The sequence below is a fragment of the Vibrio sp. HA2012 genome (genome assembly GCF_002812955.1).
In the GTDB taxonomy this organism is placed as follows: domain Bacteria; phylum Pseudomonadota; class Gammaproteobacteria; order Enterobacterales; family Vibrionaceae; genus Vibrio.
Genome location: NZ_PFXK01000001.1, coordinates 162,898 through 178,965 on the forward strand (window position 1 = coordinate 162,898; position 16,068 = coordinate 178,965).

The following is a 16,068-nucleotide window of genomic DNA, read 5'->3' on the forward strand; positions in this document are numbered from 1 at the left end:
AGAATGAATAATGTTTGATTACGAAATCTTGCGATTTATTTGGTGGGTATTGGTTGGCGTCCTGCTGATTGGATTCACCGTGACCGATGGCTTTGACATGGGGGTTGGTGCTTTGCTCCCGGTTATCGGAAAAACCGACAGCGAACGTCGGGTTATGATCAACTCTATTGCTCCGCATTGGGACGGCAATCAGGTTTGGCTGATCACCGCCGGTGGTGCTCTGTTTGCAGCATGGCCTTTGGTCTATGCGGTTTCTTTCTCTGGTTTTTATCTGGCGATGATCGTGACACTGGCTGCTTTGTGGCTGCGTCCTATTGGTCTGGATTACCGCTCAAAAATCGAAGATACCAAATGGCGTAATATGTGGGATATCGCTATCTCCATTAGTGGTTTTGTTCCACCGATTATCTTTGGTGTAGCGTTTGGTAACCTGATTCAGGGCGTGCCTTTTACGCTGAACGAATTTGTTATGGCACGCTATGAGGGGTCGTTCTTCGGTCTGCTGAATCCATTTGGTCTGCTGTGTGGTGTGATTAGCCTGCTGATGTTCCTGTTGCAGGGATCGGCGTGGCTTCAGATGAAAACAACCGATGATGTCTATACCCGTTCAATGGGGGTAAGTCAGCTTACTTCTGCACTGATTATCGTTCTGTTTATTGCTGCCGGTTTCTGGGTAAGTGGTATGGATGGATATGTAATAAAAAGCAGCATTGATACCATGGCTGCTTCTAATCCCTTGAATAAAGAGGTGGTTCGTGAAGCCGGTGCATGGATGGCAAATTTTGAGAAATATCCGCTGTTGTGGCTGGCTCCGCTATTAAGTGTGCTGATGCCTCTGGTTGCTATTTTTGCCACCCGCAAAGAGAACGGCGGACTGGCTTTCCTTGCAGCCAGCCTGACCAACGCAGGTATCATTCTGACGGCGGGCTTTACCATGTTCCCGTTTGTTATGCCGTCCAGCCTGATGCCAGGTGTCAGTCTGACGATGTGGGATTCCACATCCAGTGAGCTGACACTGCAGATTATGACTATTATTGCGGCTGTTTTTGTGCCGATTATTCTTGCGTATACCATCTGGGCCTACACCAAAATGTTTGGTCGCCTGGATGCTAAGTTTATCGAAGAGAACAAGAATTCACTCTATTAAAAGGAGCAACAAATATGTGGTATTTCATTTGGGTTTTTGGTGTGTTTGCTGCTTCCGGGTTTGCTATCTATAACACGTTGAAACTTGAGAAAGCAGACAAATAATCGACGTTTATGTTTCGCTTATAGTAAAAGGGGGGCCTGTATTCAGGCCCCCTTTTTAGTTTGTCTGTTCTCTTCTGTTTATTAACTGTGCAAATCAGATGACGTACTTATGAGAGAGCTTCAAATTTCTTAACTTATTTCAAAAAAAGTTAGCTCTTTTCGTACTAATGCCATATTCATGGGGTATAGTAGCGTACTGATATTTATAAATTTGACAGCCCGTAAGACTTTAGGGTCTGGCGGCAGCTTAACGAGGTAACCATTTTGCAGCACCAACCAGCTTCACCATTTCAATGGCCTGTTACTGTTTACTATGAGGACACGGATGCTGGCGGTGTGGTTTACCACTCTAATTATCTGAAGTTTTTTGAGAGAGCCAGAACGGAACTACTGCGTGCCGGAGGTGTCTCCCAACAAAGCCTTCTGGAAGACGATATCGGTTTTGTTGTCAGCCATATGGATATTGATTTTATTCGTGGTGCAAGGCTTGACGACCAGTTATCAGTATTCACATCGGTTTGTGACCTAAAAAAGGCTTCGTTGGTATTTTGTCAGGAAATGGTTAATCCTGACGGAAAGGTATTGTGCCGGGCTAAGGTTAAGGTAGCATGCATAAGCAGTGCAAAGATGAAGCCTAAAGCGATGCCGGTTTGCGTATTTGATGCGTTAATGAAATATTGTGATAAATAATGTGTGTTAATCTGGCGGCGAAGGCCAGATTGATTATCTGAATGAGTGATCCGGAGTTAATTGAAAGTGACAGCAGAGATTTCAATCATCGATCTTTTTTTGCAGGCAGGTTTTTTGGTCAAGATTGTCATGCTGACCCTGTTAGGAATGTCTATTGCCTCCTGGGCAATCATTATTAAACGCAGCAAGGCACTGTCAGCTTCGATTCATGAGCAGGATAAATTTGAAGATGAGTTCTGGTCAACACAGGATCTCTCTCAGCTTTATCAGAAAGTCAAAGTACGTAAAGATGAAATTACCGGGTCTGAAGAGGTTTTTTACAGTGGCTTTACAGAATTTGCCCGTTTGCGCCGTACGAGCGGTTCTTCCAATGTGTCTGTTATGGAAGGCACCGGCAGAGCCATGCGGGTTGCGGTAGCAAGAGAAGTCGATAGCCTTGAAACCAGCTTACCTTTTCTGGCAACAGTCGGTTCGATCAGCCCGTATATCGGTCTTTTTGGTACGGTATGGGGGATCATGAATGCCTTTATCGCTCTTGGGGAAGTGAAGCAGGCCACATTGTCTATGGTCGCTCCGGGAATTGCCGAAGCACTGGTGGCAACCGCAATGGGGCTATTTGCTGCTATTCCGGCAGTGATGGCTTATAACCGTCTGAGCAGCCGGGTCAGTAAGCTGGAACATGCTTATGCTACTTTCTCGGAAGAGTTTTACAGTATCCTTCACCGTCAGGCTATGAGTGAGAAGGACGCATAATCATGGCGGGCTATCAACCCAAGAAAAGAAAGTTGACTGCTGAGATCAACGTTGTTCCTTACATTGATGTGATGCTGGTATTGCTGATTATCTTTATGGTGACTTCACCGTTTGTGACTCAGGGGGTCGAGGTTGAGCTGCCTTCTGCCTCGGCAGCGAAAACAGCGTCAGATCTCGCTGGTCACAGTGATGCCAGCTTTATCATTGTTGAGATTGACCGTGATGGGAATCTTGGGCTCAGTGTCAATGATGAACCTGTTGTCAGAGGGCTGTCACTGCAGGATGTCATTATCCGGGTAAAGGCGGAGCTGACACTGGCACCGGATTCTCCTGTGGCGGTTGGCGGTGATGCTGCAACGCCTTATGCAGAAGTGGTGTTGATATTGGATGAATTGAACCGGGCCGGTATTGAGAAAGTCGGCCTGTTGACCGAAATCAGGGAACAGTCTTAGCCGTAAATGAAAAAAGACAATTATACATCTGCCATCGTCATATCCGTAATACTGCATTTGGTATTAGTGGCTGCTTTGATTTGGGGAACCGATTTTTCTCTGTCAGAACCCAAGCCGATGGGAAGTATGGTGCAGGCTGTCGTTATTGATCCTCAACTGATACAGCAGCAGGCGCAGGAAATCCGTCAGCAGCGGGAGGCCGCTTCCAGAGCGGAGCAGGAACGCCTCGAAAAATTGCGTAAGCAGAGTGAGCAACTGGAACAGAACCGCAGAACAGCAGAAGAGCAGGTTCGTAAATTGAAAGAAGAAAAGGCCAGAGCAGAAAAAGCAGCCCGGGAAGCAGAAAAACAGCAGCAGCTTGAGCAGGAACGGGTACGCAAAGAACAGGAAAAGCTTCGTCGGGAGAAAGAACTGGCCGTTAAAGCCGAAGCTGAGCGGAAGAAAAAGCAAGCGGATTTAGAGAGAATAGAGCAAGAGCGACAGGCCAAACAGGCGGCGATTGAAAAAGCAGAACAAGAGCGTCTGGCGAGAGAGAAAGCGGCTCAGGAAGCTAAAGTTGCAGCGGAGAAAGCCGAGCAACGACGTTTAGCCGAAGAAAAAGCGGCAAAAGAAGCGCAAGAAAAAGCACGTAAAGAAAAGCAGCGCTTAGAGCAGCTTGAAAGAGAACGCAAAGAGCAGGAAGCGGCACTGGGTGATATCTTTGCCGGGCTGGAGACAGAATCGGCACAAAACTCAGTCGCTAAACAGAAGCATATCGCTTCAGAAACAGATCGTTATGGTGCAATTTATAAGCAACTGATCACGCAGAATCTTCTGGTGGAGGACTCTTTCAGGGGAAAGTCGTGTAAGGTGAGCCTGCGACTATTGCCAACAGGTTCCGGTGCCATCCTTCGGGATGTGACCGCCAAGGAAGGGGACAGCCGTTTATGCGCAGCGACGAAACGGGCGGTAGCTCAGGTCAGCTCTTTTCCTCTGCCTTCGGACCCGGATGTAGTTGCTGAGGTGAAAGATATTATTTTAACGGTTACCCCTGAGTTGTAAGAAAGGTAAGGAAATAAGGAAACAGCTGTGATTAAACGACTTATTACAGGTTTATTTTTAGTTTGTTTAAGTGCTGCCAATATTGCCCATGCAGCACTGGAGCTGGTGATCACCGAAGGTATCGATTCGGCCAGGCCGATAGCGATTGTTCCTTTTAAGTGGGAAGGTACTCAGCCTCTGCCTCAGGATATTTCTGCCGTTATCGCCTCTGATCTGCAGCGTAGTGGTAAGTTCAGCCCTGTCTCTGTGAATAAGATGCCACAGACACCTTACACGGATACCGATGTGGATTTCAGTGCCTGGACTGGTTTGGGCGTTGATTCACTGTTGACCGGAACCATTACCCAAAGTGCGGAAGGGGATTACCTGCTTAGCTATCAGCTGATCGATGTTATTCGCGGACAATTGACCGGTGGGGAAAGCCGGGCTTTGAACGGTGCCGGTGAACTGGTCCTTTCTAAAGACCATGTTCTGTTCAATAAGCGGGCTACAGTGCCGGGTAATCGTCTGAGAGAGTATGCCCATCGTATTTCTGATCTGGTTTATGAGCAGTTGACGGGTGACAAAGGGGCGTTTCTGACCCGTATCGCTTATGTTGTGATCAACGACAAAGAAAAGTATCCATACCAGCTGCGTATTGCCGATTATGACGGATACAATGAGCGCTTGGTTCTTCGCTCCAAACAGCCGCTGATGTCACCAGCCTGGTCACCAGATGGCAGACAACTGGCTTATGTCAGCTTTCAGAACGGTCAGGCGGAAATTTTCCTGATGGATATCTATACAGGAAAAAGAGAAAAATTAACGTCATTTCCTCGTCATAATGGTGCGCCAAGATTTTCACCGGATGGTAAGACTCTGGCACTGGTACTGTCCAAAACCGGTAATCTGCAGGTCTATACTCTGGATCTTGAAAGCAGAAAGTTAAAGCAGATAACGCGGGGTAGATCAAATAATACAGAACCTTTCTGGTATCCAGATGGAGAATCTCTTATTTTTACTTCGGATCGGGGTGGTAAACCACAGATATATCGAGTAAATTTGTCTGATGGTTCGACAAACCGTCTGACCTGGCAAGGTAGCCAGAATTTAGGGGGTCAGATTACCCCGGACGGACGCTTTATGATCATGGTAAATCGTTCAGCTTCCGGATTTAATCTGGCGAAACAAGATTTGGAAACAGGAGCCGTTCAGGTTTTAACCAAAACGCTTCTTGATGAGTCTCCAAGTATTGCACCGAATGGTGGTATGGTTATCTATAGCTCTATCTATAGAGAGAAGAACATCCTTTCTATGGTATCGATAGATGGCCGATTTAAAGCTAGATTACCGGCAACAAATGGGCGTGTTAGAGCACCCGCCTGGTCACCGTTTTTGTAGCGACTGAGTTTAATTAATAAGGAAGAAATAAGATGCAACTTAATAAGGTTCTCAAAGGGCTTCTAATTGCGCTACCAGTATTGGCTGTTACTGCATGTAGCTCCAGTGATGACGCAGCAGATGCTTCAACGCAAACAACTAATCAGCAGCACACAGCTGGTGCTCAGCAAACAACAGATACAACGATTGTTTCACCAATAGATGCACAATCTCAGCTTTCTGAGCGAGAGCTTCAGGAACTTAAACTTCGTGAATCTCAGACTGTATTCTTTGCATTTGACAATGCAACTGTATCGGGTGATTACGAAAAAATGCTGGCTGCACATGCAGCATACCTGAGCAAAGATTCTTCTATCAGCGTGAAGATTGAAGGTCATGCGGATGAGCGTGGTACTCCTGAATACAACATTGCTCTGGGCGAACGTCGTGCAGAAGCTGTATCTAAGTATCTGCAGGCAATGGGTGTTCAGGCTGACCAGATTCAAATCATGAGCTACGGTGAAGAAAAACCGCTTGTTCTTGGTCAGAGTGAAACAGCTTATGCGCAAAACCGCCGTGCGGTTATTGTATACTAATCGGGATTGACTTATGTTCAGTAACTTTAAGCGCGCTGTTTCGCTTACGTTACTGGCTGGTGTGGCAGGAAGTTCTTTTGCCGCACCGGCTCCAGTATCTGATATAAACAGTACTTCCTCCAGTGCAGTCAGTGCTTCTCAGACACAAACTCCGGAAACTGAAATCCAGCGTCTTGAACGTCTGCTGAATAATCGTAGCCGCGTTCAGGTTCAGATGCAGCAGCAACTTGATACGATGGCCGCTGAAATCCAGACTTTACGGGGTATTGTTGAGCGTAATCAATATGATATGAACCAGATGCTGGAACGGCAGAAAGAGCTGTTTATCGAGTTGGATCGTGTTCGTGGTGAAGTAAAAAATAGTCCTCAACCTGTTTCATCTGATGTTGTTCAAGCTGCGGATAGTTCGGATGTCCCGGCAGCAAGTGGTACTTATACAGCGAATGCTGATGAAGAAACGGCATATAAAGCGGCAGTTGATTTGATCCTGAAGAAGAAGGATTACGCTGGAGCCATCTCTGCTTTTAAAAAGTTTCAGGCAGACTTTCCTGAGTCCAATTTTGCTCCGAATGCACACTACTGGCTTGGACAACTTTACTTTGCTCAGAAGCAGGATGTTGAAGCGGCAAAAAGTTTTGCTTCTGTCGTTGCGTACAAAGATTCCAACAAACGTGCGGACTCGTTGGTAAAACTGGGTGATATTGCCAAACGCAATAACAAGCCTGAAGTCGCGAAGAAATACTACCAACAGGTTATCAGTGAGTATCCTGATAGTGCATCGGCTAAAACGGCACAGCAGCATCTTTGATTGTCTGTGATGTAAGAAAGGGCAGAGAAAACATCACTCTGCCCTCGGTTTTTATGCTTTTAAATCCGGCTTAGCGTTTGGTATAAACTCTTATCAGGTGTACAATGCCCGAATCCTGGAGAGTTGCGTAGAGCATGAGCAATGAGCCACATATTAGATTTAATAGATACAACAGCATACCCATTTCCTCCTAAGCCAGTGCCTTTAACTGACGAGCAGAAACAGACTCACACGAAGAATATCAAACGACTGCTCAAAGAGAGAGATGCGGTTCTTATCGCACATTATTATACCGATCCTGAGATTCAGGCACTTGCCGAAGAGACTGGTGGTTTTGTCGGGGATTCCCTTGAAATGGCCAAATTTGGTAATCGCCATCCGGCGACGACATTATTGATTGCCGGTGTCCGTTTTATGGGAGAGTCGGCAAAGATTCTGACTCCGGAAAAAACGATTCTGATGCCGACTCTGGAAGCAGAGTGTTCCCTTGATTTAAGTTGCCCTATCGAAGCGTTCAGCCAGTTTTGTGATGCACATCCGGATCATACGGTTGTTGTTTATGCGAATACTTCTGCGGCAGTAAAAGCTCGTGCAGACTGGATTGTCACGTCCAGTATTGCGCTGGATATTGTTGAGCATCTTGATTCGGAAGATAAAAAAATCATCTGGGGACCGGATCGCCATCTGGGATCTTATATTCAGAAACAAACCGGTGCTGATATGCTGCTCTGGCAGGGCGAATGTGTGGTACATGATGAGTTTTCTGCCAAACGTCTGAATGATATGAAGGCGGTGTATCCGGATGCGGCAATATTGGTGCACCCTGAATCACCGGCCAGTGTGGTTAAGCTGGCGGATGCAGTTGGTTCAACCAGTCAGTTGATAAAAGCAGCCAGAGAGTTACCACATAAACAGCTGATTGTGGCTACGGACAGAGGTATCTTCTATAAGATGCAGCAGATGGTTCCTGAGAAGGAGTTGTTGGAAGCTCCGACAGCAGGCGCTGGTGCCACATGCCGAAGTTGTGCCCATTGCCCGTGGATGGCTATGAACGGTCTGGCTGCGATTGAAAGTGCACTGACCGAAAAAGGCAATGCACATGAGATTTTTATCGACGAAGAGATCAGAGTAAAATCGTTGATCCCGCTTAACCGTATGCTGGCTTTCTCCGAGCAGATGAATGCTACGGTGCAGGGAAATGCCTGATTAGCCTCTTAACCAGGTATTCACTCTCATGCCTTTGTGTGAGAATGAATACCTGATTTTCAAGCGTCAAAGCGCCATGAAAAGTCTACTTTTCCTTCGCCTCTATTTTGCTTCAGCCAGTATTGCAGCCCGCTGAGTCAGTCCGCATATCATGACAGGTACTGCATTGTATATTTCTTCAAACTGGTCTAATCCTTCAACCCCTTCCTGAGATAGGGTTTCTACCGAGGTTTCCGGGTCATACAGCATACTCAATGACAGAATAAAACCGCCAATCAGAGCATTATCTTCACTGTCTGATGGCATAATAGTTTCCCAGTCATCTTTCGTCATATGCCACCCGTCCAGCATACCGGCAGCAAAGCCTCTGACGTCATCAGTGATAATGTCTTTCTCATCCAGAGCATACCCTTCTGGCCAACACCAGGAGCCGTTTAACAGGCGTTCACGGGTTTGATTCCAGAGTCCTACTATCAGATGGGCATATTGTTCAAACTGGGCACCATCCTCAAAAGGGGCTTCTTCATGATCTCCCCATAGGCAGGGTAGCCACTCAGAAGGATTGATCAGGTGAGGCGCAGCCGCCATCGCGGTAACAAAACCGGTTGTTTCTGCTTCACAGACAAGTTTATTGCGCAATTCGGGCTGTTGAAGAAATTCTTTTAAAGTCACTTTAGTTTTCCGTTAAGTATTTGCTTCTTATCTTAACAGGGGTTATCGGCTCTGTATGTGTTTTGCAGAACCAAGTGATGAATATTTGAACTTAACCAGCAAAGGTAGTGAATAACACTACCGGAAATTCCTTTCTTAGCGAGAGATTCAAAAAACAAATAAAAATACAGAGTAAATCACTATGCGAAAAATGTTTTCATGGTATATATATCTATATATAATGCGCATCCTTAGTTAAGTGTTTTGCTTAACGTGTTCTTATATAGTTATTTATGCTATTGGTGGTGACTCTCTATGAAATTACAGGCTTCGTTCTCTGTTCGGCACGCTGCTGCTGATACTTTTGCGATGGTTGTTTTTTGTTCTGCTTTAGGGATGGCGGTAGAAATTCTGCTGTCGGGAATGACGTTCCAGCAGTCGCTTGCTTCACGACTGATGGCGATTCCGGTTAATATTGCGATAGCCTGGCCGTATGGTATCTACAGAGACTGGATTATTAAGTTGAGTGGTAATATTTCTCACCGTCGGGTAGTCAAAGTGATTGCTGACCTTTTTGCATTTGTCTCATTCCAGCTTCCGGTGTACGCAGGTATTCTTTTTGCTGTTGGTGCTTCTTATGATCAGATCATTACTGCGCTGGCGAGTACTGCAGTAATTTCCTGCGGGATGGGGGTTGTATATGGCCAGTTTCTGGAAATTTGCCGCCGCTGGTTCCGGGTTCCGGGTTACTATCATCAGCAAGCATAGAAATATCCGAGCTATATGAATTGCTTATATTTTGTGATAATTAGCTAATTTATAGGCAATCAGACGTGAAAGCTGATTTTTTTCTGCTTTTATACTTGACCAATCAGACCTTAATCATTAAATTAGCGCCTCGTTGTCACAGAGAAGACAACGAATATTCAGATACGGTGAGTTGTCCGAGTGGCTTAAGGAGCACGCCTGGAAAGTGTGTATACGGCAACGTATCGAGAGTTCGAATCTCTTGCTCACCGCCACATTCTCGAATCAAGACGTCCCAGGACGTCTTTTTTTGTGCCTTTTAAATAGTAAAATCAATAAGTTACCATCTCATTTGGTCTCATCCTGTCTCATAAAATCCGACGGTTTGGGGTATGACAGAGTGTATGATTTAATCAAACCCGGATTGGGAGATATACACTAAATCGGCTCAAAACGTCATACACCTGACCTCTGAAAAAATACCGATTTTTCTCCCTATTTTTACAGAATTGCTCAATAAAAACATGCGCTTATAGATTTTGGTGTATGACGCGAAAATCGCATCTTTTTGAGCCCTCTGGATTATCATACACGGGGTGAGAATATGTCACATTTACTGCACAAATTGACGGCTAAAGAAGTAAAGGAAGCAAAGGGAAAAGAGAAACCTTATCGTGTTAACGATGGTGGTGGACTCTATCTACTGATTAAACCAAACAAACTCAAATACTGGGAATTTCGCTATAGGAACCGGACTACAGGCCGAACCACAATGTTAGGTTTGGGCAGTCTGGATATTCTGACTCTTAAGCAGGCCAGAGATAAAGCGCATGACATGCGTGTGCTTATAAATGAAGGAATAGATCCTAAGCAGCATAGATTAGATAAAGCGGCAAAGAGAAAGGAAGAATTAGCCAATACATTTTTTGTCGTGGCTCAAGGGTGGGTTAAGACCAAGAATAAGCTGAAACCTAAAACTGTTCAGGGAAACTGGCGCAAACTAGAGCTGTATGCATTTCCAAAATTTGGAGACATGCCGGTTAGTAGTTTGACCCCACTGATCGTTCAAGATGCACTTAGACCTCTTGCCAATAAAGGTAAGCTTGAGACGGTTAAGAGAACGATTCAGTTGGTTAATGAGGTAATGAACTTTGCTATTAATAGTGGGCTGTTACGGCATAACGTTCTGGCTGGTGTTGGTAAGACTTTCGAATCACCTTAAGCAAAGCATATGGCTGCGCTTAAGCCTCACGAGATCACTGAGCTGTTGCAGACAGTCGCTACAGCCAATATGCAGTTAGCAACGAAATGCCTTATCGAATGGCAGCTACATACCATGACTAGGCCAAGTGAAGCGGCCGGAGCTCGCTGGGATGAAATTGATCTTGAGAACAAACTTTGGATTATTCCGAAAAGCAGAATGAAGATGAAGCGTGAGCATCGTATCCCACTTACAGATCAAACTATTGCTATTTTGGAACGTATACACCCATTCAGTGGTAACAGGGTCCATATTTTCCCATCCATGCGCTTTCCTAAGCGCTCTATCGATGCTGAAACTATTAACAAGGCATTAGGACGTATCGGATTCAAATCACGAACCACGGCTCATGGTATGCGTTCTCTGGCTAGTACCACGCTGAATGAACAGGGATTTGATCCAGATATTATTGAAGCCGCGCTTGCTCACCAGGACCGAAATGCTATCCGTTCCGCTTATAATCGCACTGATTATCTGGAACGCCGACGGAAGATGATGGAGTGGTGGAGTAACTATATTGATGAGGCTGCTGTGGGATCTTTGTCAGTTACTGGGGTGGTTCATCTAAAAGCGGTAGGATGAGAGAGGGGGAGCTGAAGCTCCCTTTCCTGTTGCTGGTAGGCTTATCCACCTGACATGCTACAACAAGGCTAGATCATCTAGTTCATTTCCGGCGTGCATCCTTTGCTTCTACCTCTAGTTGTTTGTTTTGATCAGATAGTTCTAATAGTTGGGCTTTTAGCTACTTCACTTCCGTTTCAAGTGAAATGATTTTTTCTGCTTTATCCTTTATAGCGTTCAACGATTTTTCCATTTGTTCCTGGTGCTTCTTTTCCTCATCGGCTTTTTGATTTTCTATGTTCTGCGTAAGCAATTTAACTTGCTCTTGGATTGGGGTGCTAGAAAAGAAAGTTGAAAGAAAGTCACTGTTAAATCGATGAAGGCGTTTGTCTTTTGCTCTCTTCACTTCTGTTTGGAGTTCTTTTTGTAGGTGGTCTATCTCCGCTGCATTGATGAGCAATGTTTCAATAACTTGACTAAGGCTGCAACCATTTTGCATTGCTAGTTTGTTTAACTCTTCCCGAGCCTCCAATGATATGGTGTAAGCACCTTCAGCAAACTCCTTAGAGCGACGGTTACTCTCTCTTTTTGCCCATTGCTTCCATGCGGCTTTCATGTTTCGTAACGCTTCTCTAGTATCCGCAGTTTCTGGTAGCTTCAGTGCATATTCTCTGAATTCTCCGATTAGGTCTACCAGTTGATCGATATCACCGCCATCAGTCCAGTTTTTTGCCTTTAGGTAGGAACAGATCCAGTTTACTTGTTCTTTATTCGATGGATCTATCCAGTCTAGTCTTTTGATCATTTTGCTATTGATATCGAACATTCGAAATCCCTGTTTTATTGAATGAGAAATAAACGGGTTATCACGACTATATCTTAAAAATAAAAATTAGAACAGATATCGAAACATATACTCGAACACATCTTATAACAACTATTAAAACGAAAATCAAAACATGTTAAAATTCTATATATACACCCTGTAATTTTTTGCCTTTTAGAGGATTTCTTCGTGGGTTTACCGGATTCTTACACTACAGAAGAACGATTTTTGTTGTTGTCACTGCTTAAAATGTATGGCTGTAAAAAAACGTTTTCTGTGAGCGTGTTGACGCTTTCTGATAAGTGTTTATCTACACGGTCTGTCGTTGTTAGCCTGTTTAAAAAGCTCAAGTCGGACGGATATGTTTTGGTGCGATCCACTCGCAAATGGAATAAAGAAGGTACAGGTATTGCTAAAGGTAGGGGTAATAATGATTATGAGTTTACGCAGAGGCTTAAGGAAACTATTGAGGAATCTCCCCTGTCCAAAATGGTTTTCAAGAACAAAAATAGTGCAGTTGATAAGGTGCTCTATCGTAAGGAGTTAAAGAATGGGGAGAAGAAGGTAAAACTGCGTAGTGCGAGTCGTCTCTTTCTGTTAATACTACTTGTTCACGCTGACGAGATGGGAGTTGTACCGAACTTAAGCACAGCGCAAATTTCAAAATTAATGGGAGGATTAAGTCGAGACAGATTTAAATCACAGCTAGCAACTTTGTTAGAAATGGGGATCATCCGGCATCAAGTATCAGGATGTACCGGAGTCGCTTTGTTTGGAAAAGTGAAGAGTACTTACTATCTTAATGTTTTCCATCCGCTTCTTACTGGGTGGGGGAGTCATGTTTCTAGGTTAAGCGTTAGAATCGAAGGTATATCGGATGGAAACACGGAAACTGAAGCGAAAGCATTGTTTCAACGTGGTCCGGGAAATAGTGCCAGGTGGCCGAGTGTAGTAAAAGGTTATGTTGATTCTGTTGAGATAGAAAAACTAGGGCGCTTCTTTCGAGAAAGAAGGCTGGAGGAGTCTTTCCAGAGAAAACTATGTGAAATCGCATCTGAGATGCTGTCCGATTCGCAAAGTGGTTGCAATGGTTTTACGGTATCGCCGGAATCACTACATCACTTTATGCCGAATGAACTTCTAAGCAAAAAATACGCTGAAACTCTTTTGTCTAATTTTCATAGTCATTTAACGAAAGGTGCATCTGCCACTAAAGAGAATATCAATACCGAAGCAAGTGTGCTAGAAACGTTGGAAAAAGAGGTCAAATCTACACTTACTCTAGGCTTTAACTCCTACCAAATACAAGGAAAAGCAGACGTCGGGCTGCTGTGTTCGGAGTATCTTCAATTGGTATGGTTGATCAAAATGCTTGCAACACGCATAGCCAAACGGTATTGGTCCTTTTTACAACAAGCGCTAGGGCGTGATTTTAAATTGAAAAGGGCTGCGATAGTACCCAGGTTTAAGATTTGTTCAAATACTGGAGAAGAATACATTGGGGGCTACGAAATTTTGTATATTGGCAGTGAGCTGAATGATGAATCTAGAGACGATGAGTTAAAGATAGTTGAAAATAGATTTGAACTTTGTACCAGTGATGGTGAACTGAATGTGCTCAGAAAGTTTAGAGTTCATGAAGACATGGAACAAATTATCAAAAAAATGTTTCTGCCTGCCTGAGTTTTTTCCAGAGTGCTGAGAAAATTTCGATGCACAGGTTACGATCCCGCTAAAAAAGAAGAGGGCAGGTAAACGTGAGCATCATTGTACGGCACGATGCGTTTGGGCTAGGGAAATCAATGAAGCCAATCAGCCGCGCTACCGTGTGGCTTTATTGCTCAACGAAGACACTTATTACAGTTTCGGCGATTACCGGACATTGAATAAAAATCTCGCAGGAAAAATCTATAGAGCATGGACTAGCGCTTTGAGGTATGGAGATACTGAAGATGTGATAGAGCTCGTTCACATTCCTGGCGACACCCCTTGTTATCACTCAGATCGAAATTCAACCGGTTATCAACAGCAGTGTAATTATTCTTTCAGCGTCTGAGTTATTTGGCAAAGTTAGATACAAAGCTATATGGTTACCGTTCGAAGAACTTCTTTTGTCGTAAGAAGTGAAATAGGTCAAAAAAAGCCTTTTTATTTAATAATATATCCTTCAAGGCAGCCTTGTTTGTACTTTTAGCTAACTTACTATTAATCGTTATCAGATGAACCTTTACCGGGTGTGGTCTATAACGAGCCTATCATTCTGTTTGTGTTGTTTAGACGTGATGAGACACCTTCAGACATTTTGAGAAAAAATAACCGACTGCTCTCATCCTTTGAATGTAAGGATGAAGAGGTTAACCCATGACTGCGAGATTGATACGGCTGAAAGAAGTGAGGTGTAGTGGTACAGTGAATTTGGCCACCTGATTAAAGGTGTTATGATTCGATTCATAGCAATATTAGGTGACATAATGACAAAAAATTTTTCAGCAGAATTCAGAAGAGAAACAGCACAACTTGTTCTTGATAATGGTTATACCCACAAAGAGGCATCTGATGCTATGGGTGTAGGTTATTCCACCGTGGGGACATGGGTTAGGCAGTTAAGAGCTGAACGTCGTGGAGAAAGTCCTGAAGCAGCACCAATGACACCAGAGCAGATAGAAATACGAGTCTTAAAGAAACGAATTCAAGAGATTGAATTAGAAAAGGAAATATTAAAAAAGGCTACAGCTCTATTGATGTCGGACTCCCTGAACAGTTCTCGATAATCGAGAAACTCAATAAGAGCAATAAGTACACCATCGTTAAGCTGTGTGAAGTTTTTGGGGTTCATCGTAGTAGTTTTAAATATTGGCGTAATTGTCCGAAACAGATTTCTTCTGAGCAGGTAAAACTTCGTTCAATGGTAAGTGAAATGCATGAAATCAGTAATGGTTCTGCTGGCGCAAGAACTATCGCTGATATGGTGACTCATATTAAAGGGATAAAGCTTACTCGATATCGTGCTAGTAAATTAATGAAATCTCTTGGTTTAGTCAGTTGCCAATCACCTAAACATCGATATAAAAGAGCGACACAGGAACATATCGAAATTCCTAATTATCTAGGACGTCAGTTTGCAGTAACAGAACCCAATCAAATCTGGGTCGGCGATGTGACCTATATATGGTCTGGTAATCGTTGGATGTATTTAGCTGTTGTCATTGACTTATTTGCTCGTAAACCAATTGGTTGGGCAATGTCATTTTCACCAGATAGTAAGCTAACAGGTAAAGCTCTATCAATGGCTTTTGAATCCCGAGGCAGACCTAAAGATGTCATGTTCCACAGCGATCAAGGCAGCCATTATACAAGTCGATATTACCGTCAGTTACTTTGGCGTTATCGAATAAAACAAAGTTTATCGAGACGAGGAAACTGTTGGGACAATGCTCCAATGGAAAGATTCTTTCGAAGCTTAAAGACAGAATGGATACCAGAGACAGGTTATAGAAATTTTACTGAGGGTCAGCAAAAGATCATTCAGTATATTATTGGCTACTACAGCCAATTTCGACCACATCAATATAATGGTGGACTCACTCCTAATGAATCAGAAAGATTATATTGGGAAAACTCTAAAACTGTGGCCAGTATTAGTTGACCACTACAGTTAGATGTAGCAGGTATTATCGAAGAGGGTGATTCATTAAACGAAATCGTTACAGAAAGGCTGATTCAACATATGTATAAGAATGCCCGGAGCCTTTGGATGCCGTAATCTACTGACCTGCATTAATGTTTTCCATACAAATAATAATATTAACCAGTATGGAGTTTCAAATGCGGCTTGATGTTAAATTTGTTGTGTATAACATTTTTGT

At 43.8% G+C, this 16,068-nt stretch carries 16 protein-coding genes, 1 tRNA gene and 1 pseudogene; 16 read left to right on the forward strand and 2 right to left on the reverse strand.

The window, feature by feature from the left end:
* Positions 1 to 10: 10 nt before the first annotated feature.
* From cydB to nadA, 10 genes are all read left to right on the forward strand, one after another.
* The gene (gene cydB, locus CSW98_RS00740) at positions 11 to 1,147 is read left to right on the forward strand and encodes a cytochrome d ubiquinol oxidase subunit II (RefSeq protein ID WP_100798539.1); all 1,137 of its coding nucleotides are present in this window, start codon (positions 11 to 13) and stop codon (positions 1,145 to 1,147) included.
* A gap of 14 nt (positions 1,148 to 1,161) precedes the next feature.
* The gene (cydX, locus tag CSW98_RS00745) at positions 1,162 to 1,251 is read left to right on the forward strand and encodes a cytochrome bd-I oxidase subunit CydX (protein WP_100798540.1); all 90 of its coding nucleotides are present in this window, start codon (positions 1,162 to 1,164) and stop codon (positions 1,249 to 1,251) included.
* A gap of 264 nt (positions 1,252 to 1,515) precedes the next feature.
* Positions 1,516 to 1,941, forward strand: a complete 426-nt coding sequence (gene ybgC, locus CSW98_RS00750) for a tol-pal system-associated acyl-CoA thioesterase (protein ID WP_232733454.1) — start codon at positions 1,516 to 1,518, stop codon at positions 1,939 to 1,941.
* A 66-nt stretch (positions 1,942 to 2,007) separates the two neighbouring features.
* The gene (gene tolQ / locus CSW98_RS00755; RefSeq protein ID WP_100798542.1) at positions 2,008 to 2,694 is read left to right on the forward strand and encodes a protein TolQ; all 687 of its coding nucleotides are present in this window, start codon (positions 2,008 to 2,010) and stop codon (positions 2,692 to 2,694) included.
* A 2-nt stretch (positions 2,695 to 2,696) separates the two neighbouring features.
* A complete protein-coding gene (locus tag CSW98_RS00760) occupies positions 2,697 to 3,146 on the forward strand; it encodes an ExbD/TolR family protein (protein ID WP_100798543.1) in 450 nt (149 codons plus the stop codon).
* A gap of 6 nt (positions 3,147 to 3,152) precedes the next feature.
* Entirely contained in the window at positions 3,153 to 4,187 is a 1,035-nt protein-coding gene (gene tolA, locus CSW98_RS00765) for a cell envelope integrity protein TolA (protein ID WP_100798544.1), read from the forward strand.
* 27 nt (positions 4,188 to 4,214) lie between these two features.
* On the forward strand, positions 4,215 to 5,567 hold the full coding sequence (gene tolB / locus CSW98_RS00770) for a Tol-Pal system beta propeller repeat protein TolB (RefSeq protein WP_100798545.1): 1,353 nt from the start codon (positions 4,215 to 4,217) through the stop codon (positions 5,565 to 5,567).
* A 32-nt stretch (positions 5,568 to 5,599) separates the two neighbouring features.
* On the forward strand, positions 5,600 to 6,142 hold the full coding sequence (gene pal / locus CSW98_RS00775; protein WP_100798546.1) for a peptidoglycan-associated lipoprotein Pal: 543 nt from the start codon (positions 5,600 to 5,602) through the stop codon (positions 6,140 to 6,142).
* A 13-nt stretch (positions 6,143 to 6,155) separates the two neighbouring features.
* A complete protein-coding gene (gene ybgF, locus CSW98_RS00780; RefSeq protein WP_100798547.1) occupies positions 6,156 to 6,950 on the forward strand; it encodes a tol-pal system protein YbgF in 795 nt (264 codons plus the stop codon).
* Positions 6,951 to 7,091: 141 nt separating this feature from the next.
* Positions 7,092 to 8,156, forward strand: coding sequence for a quinolinate synthase NadA (gene nadA, locus CSW98_RS00785; RefSeq protein WP_100798548.1), 1,065 nt, complete (start codon positions 7,092 to 7,094; stop codon positions 8,154 to 8,156).
* 102 nt (positions 8,157 to 8,258) lie between these two features.
* Here nadA and CSW98_RS00790 read toward each other — a convergent pair whose 3' ends face one another.
* Positions 8,259 to 8,828 (reverse strand): UPF0149 family protein, encoded by a 570-nt coding sequence (locus tag CSW98_RS00790; protein ID WP_100798549.1) that lies wholly within the window; start codon positions 8,826 to 8,828, stop codon positions 8,259 to 8,261.
* 294 nt (positions 8,829 to 9,122) lie between these two features.
* Between CSW98_RS00790 and CSW98_RS00795 the strand changes: the two genes are divergently transcribed.
* The 3 genes and pseudogenes from CSW98_RS00795 to CSW98_RS00805 all read left to right on the forward strand — a co-directional run bounded on the left by CSW98_RS00795 (position 9,123) and on the right by CSW98_RS00805 (position 11,397).
* Positions 9,123 to 9,575 carry an L-alanine exporter AlaE gene (locus CSW98_RS00795; protein ID WP_100798550.1) on the forward strand — a complete coding sequence of 151 codons (453 nt, stop codon included), beginning with the start codon at positions 9,123 to 9,125 and terminating at the stop codon, positions 9,573 to 9,575.
* Positions 9,576 to 9,741: 166 nt separating this feature from the next.
* Positions 9,742 to 9,829, forward strand: a tRNA-Ser gene (locus tag CSW98_RS00800).
* A gap of 329 nt (positions 9,830 to 10,158) precedes the next feature.
* A pseudogene (locus tag CSW98_RS00805) lies at positions 10,159 to 11,397 on the forward strand (tyrosine-type recombinase/integrase).
* A gap of 160 nt (positions 11,398 to 11,557) precedes the next feature.
* On the opposite strand, the gene CSW98_RS00810 reads toward CSW98_RS00805, so the two are convergent.
* Positions 11,558 to 12,202: a hypothetical protein gene (locus tag CSW98_RS00810; protein ID WP_100798551.1), complete on the reverse strand. Its 645-nt coding sequence runs from the start codon at positions 12,200 to 12,202 to the stop codon at positions 11,558 to 11,560.
* A gap of 189 nt (positions 12,203 to 12,391) precedes the next feature.
* Here CSW98_RS00810 and CSW98_RS00815 point away from each other — a divergent pair, with 189 nt between their 5' ends.
* From CSW98_RS00815 to CSW98_RS00825, 3 genes are all read left to right on the forward strand, one after another.
* Complete coding sequence (locus tag CSW98_RS00815) at positions 12,392 to 13,885, forward strand: hypothetical protein (protein ID WP_100798552.1); 1,494 nt, start codon at positions 12,392 to 12,394, stop codon at positions 13,883 to 13,885.
* Between the two features lie 43 nt (positions 13,886 to 13,928).
* Complete coding sequence (locus CSW98_RS17835) at positions 13,929 to 14,258, forward strand: YagK/YfjJ domain-containing protein (protein WP_100798553.1); 330 nt, start codon at positions 13,929 to 13,931, stop codon at positions 14,256 to 14,258.
* Positions 14,259 to 14,640: 382 nt separating this feature from the next.
* Positions 14,641 to 15,848, forward strand: a protein-coding gene (locus CSW98_RS00825) for an IS3 family transposase (RefSeq protein WP_443083640.1) whose coding sequence is annotated in 2 segments (ribosomal slippage) — positions 14,641 to 14,929 and positions 14,929 to 15,848 — 1,209 coding nt in all. Because the reading frame shifts where the segments join, the coding sequence is not laid out codon by codon here.
* Positions 15,849 to 16,068 lie beyond the last annotated feature (220 nt).

Bases quoted from the DNA above. Each gene is read 5' to 3' on its own strand.
- cydB (WP_100798539.1), top strand. From the start codon at position 11: ATGTTTGATTACGAAATCTTGCGATTTATTTGGTGGGTATTGGTTGGC.
- cydX (WP_100798540.1), top strand. From the start codon at position 1,162: ATGTGGTATTTCATTTGGGTTTTTGGTGTGTTTGCTGCTTCCGGGTTT.
- CSW98_RS00760 (WP_100798543.1), top strand. From the start codon at position 2,697: ATGGCGGGCTATCAACCCAAGAAAAGAAAGTTGACTGCTGAGATCAAC.
- tolA (WP_100798544.1), top strand. From the start codon at position 3,153: ATGAAAAAAGACAATTATACATCTGCCATCGTCATATCCGTAATACTG.
- pal (WP_100798546.1), top strand. From the start codon at position 5,600: ATGCAACTTAATAAGGTTCTCAAAGGGCTTCTAATTGCGCTACCAGTA.
- ybgF (WP_100798547.1), top strand. From the start codon at position 6,156: ATGTTCAGTAACTTTAAGCGCGCTGTTTCGCTTACGTTACTGGCTGGT.
- nadA (WP_100798548.1), top strand. From the start codon at position 7,092: ATGAGCCACATATTAGATTTAATAGATACAACAGCATACCCATTTCCT.
- CSW98_RS00795 (WP_100798550.1), top strand. From the start codon at position 9,123: ATGAAATTACAGGCTTCGTTCTCTGTTCGGCACGCTGCTGCTGATACT.
- CSW98_RS00810 (WP_100798551.1), bottom strand. From the start codon at position 12,202: ATGTTCGATATCAATAGCAAAATGATCAAAAGACTAGACTGGATAGAT.